The organism is Methanosaeta sp. UBA458 (assembly GCF_002496085.1).
GTDB classification, from domain to species: domain Archaea; phylum Halobacteriota; class Methanosarcinia; order Methanotrichales; family Methanotrichaceae; genus Methanothrix; species Methanothrix soehngenii.
The window spans coordinates 21070-27069 of the sequence record NZ_DAIK01000146.1 but is presented as its reverse complement, the minus strand read 5'-3'; the positions used below and the strand labels follow the sequence as shown (position 1 = coordinate 27069).

The window sequence follows — 6000 nt, the reverse complement described above, 5'->3', positions numbered from 1 at the left end:
TGTGGGATAACAGGGCCAGCCAATTTACAGAAGAATCGACATACTACCGAGCATTGGTCAAATCCGTTAATTTTGACTGAAAAATGGATGCAATCGTCTATATGACTTATCGAGTTTTTAGATGCAGCTATGCCCAGGAGGAATATATGTGCAATAAGTTTCATCTTGTTCACATTTGCGGCGAGCATGTCATTGGTGAGTGCATCGAATGATTCATTATCTAGTCTGAATTCGTTGATATCCGGCTTCGACGATCCGAGCATGGGTGTTAAGGATCTGGCTTTTTATCTTGTTACTCATAATTTCGACGCAACCCCGCATGAAAATCATGTAACAGTTGATTTAGGTGGTAAGATCTACAAACTTACTCCTAACGGCTTGGCTTCTGGGCTTTGCGATATTGTGGCTTAATGAAAAAGGAAAAATAAAAAATATCAACTGGATATAAAAGATCACTTCTTTTTCTTCTTGCTGAAGAACTCGATCGCCTCGGCGAGTTCTCTGTGATCCTTCGCATAGTCCGCGATGTCGATCTTATTCTTGTAGGCTTCGCATGCCTGCACAAGGGCCATCGCACCAGCGCGTGTTCCTCTCGGGTGAGCGTGGCAACCCGCGCCCATGGTCGTAATGAAATCGATTCCTCCCATGACATCGATGAAAGGCTCGAGGAGCGTCGGGTTTAGTCCTCCAGAGATGATCGGGCAGCATTTCTTGAGGCCGCGCCAGGAGTCGTCCTCCAGGACAACGTGGTGAGCATCGTCCATCTCGACCATCTTGATGGCATCGTCGTCCTGCGGCGGGATCCTTCCCCAGTTCTGGGTGAAGAAGTGACCCTTTCCCTCGACTTTCAGGATGTTCCTCGCCGCAGTTACGTCCTCCTCGGGACTGCCTGCCATCTTGCCGACGCCTGCCGTCCCGGTGTGGATACCTGATGCGCCTGCCAACCTGGCAAACTTGGAGAGCACTAGCACTGAGAAGCCAATGGGGTTCTCCGGCCTGGTAAAGCCACCGTGGCCTGCCCTGTGGAAGTGCAAAAAGACATCCGGATACCTCCGTCTCAGCGTCTGCACCGCCATCCACCCGGCGGTGATGCCGTCTATGAGGAAGGCGTATGAACCCGGCTCGAAGCCCGCCTCCCTGATCATCTCGCACCTTTCGATCATGGTGTCGAAATCGGCCGAGGATACGTTGAACGAGTGGACCTTCTTCTTCCCCGTCTCCTTGACCGCCTTGTCCATTGCCATCTTGACATACTTGACCATTTTGTCGTAGGGGCAGAAGTCCTGGTCGGCTTGGGGCTCGTCGTTCTTGACGAAGTCGCCTCCGCCCACCCAGAAGTCATAGCAGACCTCGGCGTACTCCGAAGAGGTGAGCCCCATCTTGGGTTTGATTATGGTCCCGAGTATCGGCCTGTCGTGCACATTGAGGTAGGTTCTCATGTCGTCGAGTGTATAGCTTGGGCCGTCGTACTGCTCCAGCATGGAGGGGGGGAACCAGATGTCCAGGAGCTTGAGAGCCTTGATCTCCTTCATGCCGAGGGCGTTCCCGGCGATGTAGGTCATGATGTTCTGGACGTTGCCGTTTCTATCGAACAGGCGCCAGGGATAGGCGATCCAGACCAGGTTCTTCTCGATGTCAACCTTGTAGACGAGGGCGTTCATCACCCTTGAGAAGGGAGTCTCGGTCTTCACGGCAAAATTGGTGCCTGTTGAGCTCTCAGCTGCGACCTCGGCTGCGGCTTGCATAATGTTGAGCTCGCCGCTGGGGATCAGGTGAAACACAGCCAGAAGATACTCGCCGTTCCTCGGATCAGGAAGATCCATCCTCATGTACTGGACCTGCTTCGGATTGAGCGTTTTTGAGAGTTCTTCTTGAATCATTGAAAAAACCTTCCGATTCTCCATTTAGGCCATTGCATATATTTGATGTTTCTCTTCCATCGGCAATTCAAGCCGCATCGTGAAGTTGGGTGAGCATGACAGAACCATGACAGGACCATGGCATCGGGAGAAAAACACGCATCCTCAAACATCTAATCCAAACAAATCGGCCGCTCTTGTCCGCAGATGAATTTTCCCAGCCCTAAACTCTTATCACTCCCTTGCTCATCCGATGACCAGGGGGGAGGGCAGACTGAACTTCCAAAAACTACTTATCCGCATCATCAGATTAAACTATGTGAATGGGCACTATGAGTTCCTACGACCATTGGCTCGACTGATGAGGGAATATCGTCGTTTTGAGCGAACAGTATGGGCTCTCAACGCCATTATAATCGCCATCGCGATCTATGCCCTCATGCAGTATCTGGGATTGACCACTCTTATGAAATTCTACTATCAGGATAGCTTTATCCTATCGGCATTGCCTGCCATTGTCTCCATAATTTCAGGAGTTGCTCTAGCCACCTTTTTCAAGAGACGCAAGAAGGCTGATGTCTTTCCGCTTTTAGGCTCGGAATTATCTGAGAAAGCTAAAACCGCCTTTGACAACAAAGATCTTGATTCTCTTCCCATGCAGAGCCTGGCCGAGGAGCTCAAACTGAGTTTGGCAGGAATCAAACCCTCCCAGATTCTGGATAGAAGACAGCTGAGCGGAAGAGTGATGACTGCCATCCTCCTTTCAGCAGTGGTGGCGCTCTTAGCGCAGGGAAATCTTGTCGAGACCGCAGATCTCCAGTCGATCATCGAGCTGAAGGACAGAGCCGCCGGCATCTTCCAGGAGGATAAACCCCAGCCGGATATAAGCCAAAACATGAATCTGAGCGAAAACCTATTTGGCAATCCATCTCTCGCCGTCCTGAACGAGAATAAGCTTCCTTTAGTCCTATCTCCTGGAACGGGCGCGGGCTCCATCCCCACAAATACCAAACCCGTGGAGAGGGTCTTTCAGCAGTCTCAAGCAGGAGAGGCAGCAGCAGTGCCGTCAGAACTCTATATTGAGAGCCTTCCTCCTGAGAATAGAGAGATTATAAAGAATTACTTCACCCTTCTCTCCCAGAGCGACTGATGATAATCCGGGCCAGCAGCTCCTCCCCTTTTCGAGAAGAGAAGAGAGGCAGCTCCCAATCCTGCAAGATTCTTCTTTCATCGCGATAGATCATTATTCCCCTTCTCTCCCAGGAAGGAGTCTTGGCCAGGTTTATTCCTCTCTGGAAGACCAGCTCATGAATCTCATGCTCTTTCATTCCCCGCAGCCTCTCCATGGCTCCGGCCGGATCGATTCCTTCATCCTGCAGCATATAAAATCCATAAGAGAAGACATGGTTTCTCCAGGTCTCGTTCTGCCGCTCAATTAGGTATTCTCTGATCTCGGCCTTGCACAGGGGAATGGTCCGGCAGTCCATTGAGACGGGCTTTGCTAGCTGGAGAGAGAGAGCAGCAGATAATGAGCCCGCGACCAGGGAATCTATCTTCTCTATCCGTCCCCCAAAGGGAGCAGCCAGGAAGATGAGATTGATCTCATCGGAGAACATGAATGCCAGGAGAGGACTGAGCCCCGAATCCTCGAACAAGCCGCTGGCTGAGGATGCCATTGCGCTCGCGAAGCCTGCATCGTAAGGCTTCTTGAATCCAGCCAGGATATTCTTGAAGCCCCGGCCATCTGCCCTTGCTACCAGAGGGGGACGGGCCCGAAGACCGGAATAGATCTCCCAGTTAGCTGACTTTTGGCTCAGCCTTTGCATTTCTACTCAGGTGCCTGATTATTATGATGTCGCCGACAGCAGTGACCCAGCGGTAAGGGATGACGATCCCTTTGCCCTTGCTATCGAAAAGATCCCGGTTGACGTCTCCCAAAGCCAGTCCGCTTACCACCCCGTTGTCAGGATCTAAGACGGCATCGTCCACCCTGCCCACATAGATGCCTTTCTGAGTATAGACATCCTGTTCCAGAAGCGATGTGATCTCAGCATTCATTTTAATCCCATAATAAAATTAGGGTATTAGATATTAACTTTGCCATCGGCAGGTCGAACCGCAAAAGCATATATTCGTCTCCTGCAATCTACTGAACTGTGAAAGAAATAATGAAAATAGTAGGCATCTCAGGCAGTCCCAGGAAGGCCGGCAACACCGAGTTCTTGCTAAACGAGGCACTGGCGGTAGCTGCTGAATATGGCTTTCAGACGGAAAGGCTGCTCTGCTCAGAGCTGAATTTTGATTTTTGCAGCGACTGCGGAGACTGCAGCAAAGGCAAACCCTGTCCCAATAAAGATGATATGCACAAGGTCCTGAGGGCAATGCAAGAGGCAGAAGGCATAATTGTGGCCTCGCCCGTCTACTTCGGAAACGTCACTGCCCAGCTCAAGGCGATCTTCGACCGGACCATTCCCCTCCGCAGGCAGGGCTTCAGGCTCAGGAATAAGATTGGCTGCGCGATAGCCGTTGGTGGCTCCAGAAACGGCGGCCAGGAGAAGACCCTGGAGAGCATTCACGCCTGGATGCACATCCAGGGAATGATAGTGGTTGGTGATGATGCTCATTTCGGAGGCATTGCCGTTCGGCCAGCAGCTGAAGACCGCATCGGCAGAAAGACGGTGGTAGCCAGTGCCAATAAGCTGTGTGATCTATTGCGCAGGAAAAAAGAGCTGGATGGAACTGTCAAGGGAGACTGAAGCCTCTTGCAGTTGAATGTAAGAATTCCGGCCGCTTGGATGTCCGTCATTCAGATATCGAGCACAGAGATGCCATGGATTGGGATTTTGGGCAGGAGATTGCCCAAGAGATGACGGATTCCCAATCAGCCTTTGTCTCCGGGGGCAAGAGACAGAAATATCTGGGCAACAGGGGCCTTATCGCCCTCATCGCATTTCTGAGCGCATTCGTTCCCCTATCTACGGATCTCTATCTTCCGGCCCTGCCCGGCATGTCCAAATATTTCCAGGTATCAGCTGAGCAGGTCAATCTCACGCTGATATTCTTCTTCATCGTTTTTGCCGCGGGGATGCTCTTCTGGGGGCCTCTGAGCGATAAATACGGCCGGCGCCCCATTCTGATAGCTGGCCTTGCCATCTATTCTCTGGCAGGATTCCTCTGCGCCATCTCCCAGGATATCAATCAGCTCATCGCCTTTCGCATCCTCCAGGCTATTGGAGGAAGCTCAGCCTCGGCAGTGGCCATGGCCATGATCAAGGATGTGTACGACAGCCGCAACCGGGAGATGATCCTGGCCTGGGTCTCCTCCATGGTCCTCATATCACCCATGGCGGCACCAGTCTTAGGAGCGCTCCTTTTAGGGTTCACATCCTGGAGAGGGGTGTTTGTGGTCCTGGGAGTCATAGGGCTTATCGCTTTCTCTGGTAGCCTGGCCCTGGTGGAGACGCTAAATACGAGATATACCGGTACATTGAGCCAGTCCATCGGGAGGCTGGCAGTGGTGTTGAAAAACCCTGGATTTTTGTCCCTGTTAATCGTATTCTCCATGCTCAGCTTCTCCTCTATGGCCTTCATCGCCTCATCCTCATACATTTACATAAACGGCTTCGGCTTGAGCGAGAAGCTCTTTTCCCTCTATTTCGCCTTCAATGCCCTGGGGATGATTGGGGGGCCCATGCTTTATCTGCGTCTATCTAAGAGGTTTCGCCGCTATTCGATTATCATCGCCGGCTTCATCTCTACATTTCTCGGAGGGCTGCTGGTGTACCATCTTGGCAGCCTTCAGCCCTGGATATTCGCATTATGCCTTTTTCCGGCGACGATTATGGGAAGCTGCATCCGGACCCCGGGCGCAAATCTGATGCTGGAGCAACAAGAGGAAGATACCGGCTCTGCCTCTGCTCTCATGAGCTGTTTTGGGATTCTAATGGGCAGCATGGGCATGACCGTCATCTCTCAGGAGTGGAGCAATACCATTCGGATCTTGGGATTGATGAATATCCTGGTGGGGGTATTGTGTCTTTGCCTTTGGCTTCTCCTGTCAAATAGGCCTTTTGTAAAGCAGATTCCCTGATAAAACAGTGGCAGAATCGATTTCATCTCAGTTCAGTCTCAAGCCCGCGAG

General features: G+C 51.6%; 6 protein-coding genes. 3 read left to right on the top strand and 3 right to left on the bottom strand.

Features of this window, described 5'->3' with window-relative positions; all coding sequences use genetic code 11:
• Nucleotides 1–452: 452 nt before the first annotated feature.
• Nucleotides 453–1880: a ribulose-bisphosphate carboxylase gene (locus BP822_RS11075; protein ID WP_013720421.1), complete on the bottom strand. Its 1428-nt coding sequence runs from the start codon at nt 1878–1880 to the stop codon at nt 453–455.
• A gap of 328 nt (nt 1881–2208) precedes the next feature.
• Between BP822_RS11075 and BP822_RS11070 the strand changes: the two genes are divergently transcribed.
• Nucleotides 2209–3009 carry a hypothetical protein gene (locus BP822_RS11070; RefSeq protein WP_157863830.1) on the top strand — a complete coding sequence of 267 codons (801 nt, stop codon included), beginning with the start codon at nt 2209–2211 and terminating at the stop codon, nt 3007–3009.
• On the opposite strand, the gene BP822_RS11065 is transcribed toward BP822_RS11070, so the two are convergent.
• Complete coding sequence (locus tag BP822_RS11065; protein WP_013720419.1) at nt 2984–3685, bottom strand: tRNA(His) guanylyltransferase Thg1 family protein; 702 nt, start codon at nt 3683–3685, stop codon at nt 2984–2986. The genes BP822_RS11070 and BP822_RS11065 overlap by 26 nt on opposite strands.
• On the bottom strand, nt 3657–3917 hold the full coding sequence (locus BP822_RS11060) for a PRC-barrel domain-containing protein (protein WP_013720418.1): 261 nt from the start codon (nt 3915–3917) through the stop codon (nt 3657–3659). Before BP822_RS11060 ends, BP822_RS11065 begins: the two co-directional genes overlap by 29 nt.
• Nucleotides 3918–4027: 110 nt before the next feature.
• Between BP822_RS11060 and BP822_RS11055 the strand changes: the two genes are divergently transcribed.
• Nucleotides 4028–4615: a flavodoxin family protein gene (locus BP822_RS11055; RefSeq protein WP_342766265.1), complete on the top strand. Its 588-nt coding sequence runs from the start codon at nt 4028–4030 to the stop codon at nt 4613–4615.
• A 110-nt stretch (nt 4616–4725) separates the two neighbouring features.
• Nucleotides 4726–5949 (top strand): multidrug effflux MFS transporter, encoded by a 1224-nt coding sequence (locus BP822_RS11050; protein WP_324306691.1) that lies wholly within the window; start codon nt 4726–4728, stop codon nt 5947–5949.
• Nucleotides 5950–6000: the final 51 nt, after the last annotated feature.

Excerpts from the sequence above, each read along its gene's own strand:
- BP822_RS11060 (WP_013720418.1), bottom strand. The coding sequence starts at position 3,917 with ATGAATGCTGAGATCACATCGCTTCTGGAACAGGATGTCTATACTCAG.
- BP822_RS11065 (WP_013720419.1), bottom strand. The coding sequence starts at position 3,685 with ATGCAAAGGCTGAGCCAAAAGTCAGCTAACTGGGAGATCTATTCCGGT.
- BP822_RS11055 (WP_342766265.1), top strand. The coding sequence starts at position 4,028 with ATGAAAATAGTAGGCATCTCAGGCAGTCCCAGGAAGGCCGGCAACACC.
- BP822_RS11075 (WP_013720421.1), bottom strand. The coding sequence starts at position 1,880 with ATGATTCAAGAAGAACTCTCAAAAACGCTCAATCCGAAGCAGGTCCAG.
- BP822_RS11050 (WP_324306691.1), top strand. The coding sequence starts at position 4,726 with ATGACGGATTCCCAATCAGCCTTTGTCTCCGGGGGCAAGAGACAGAAA.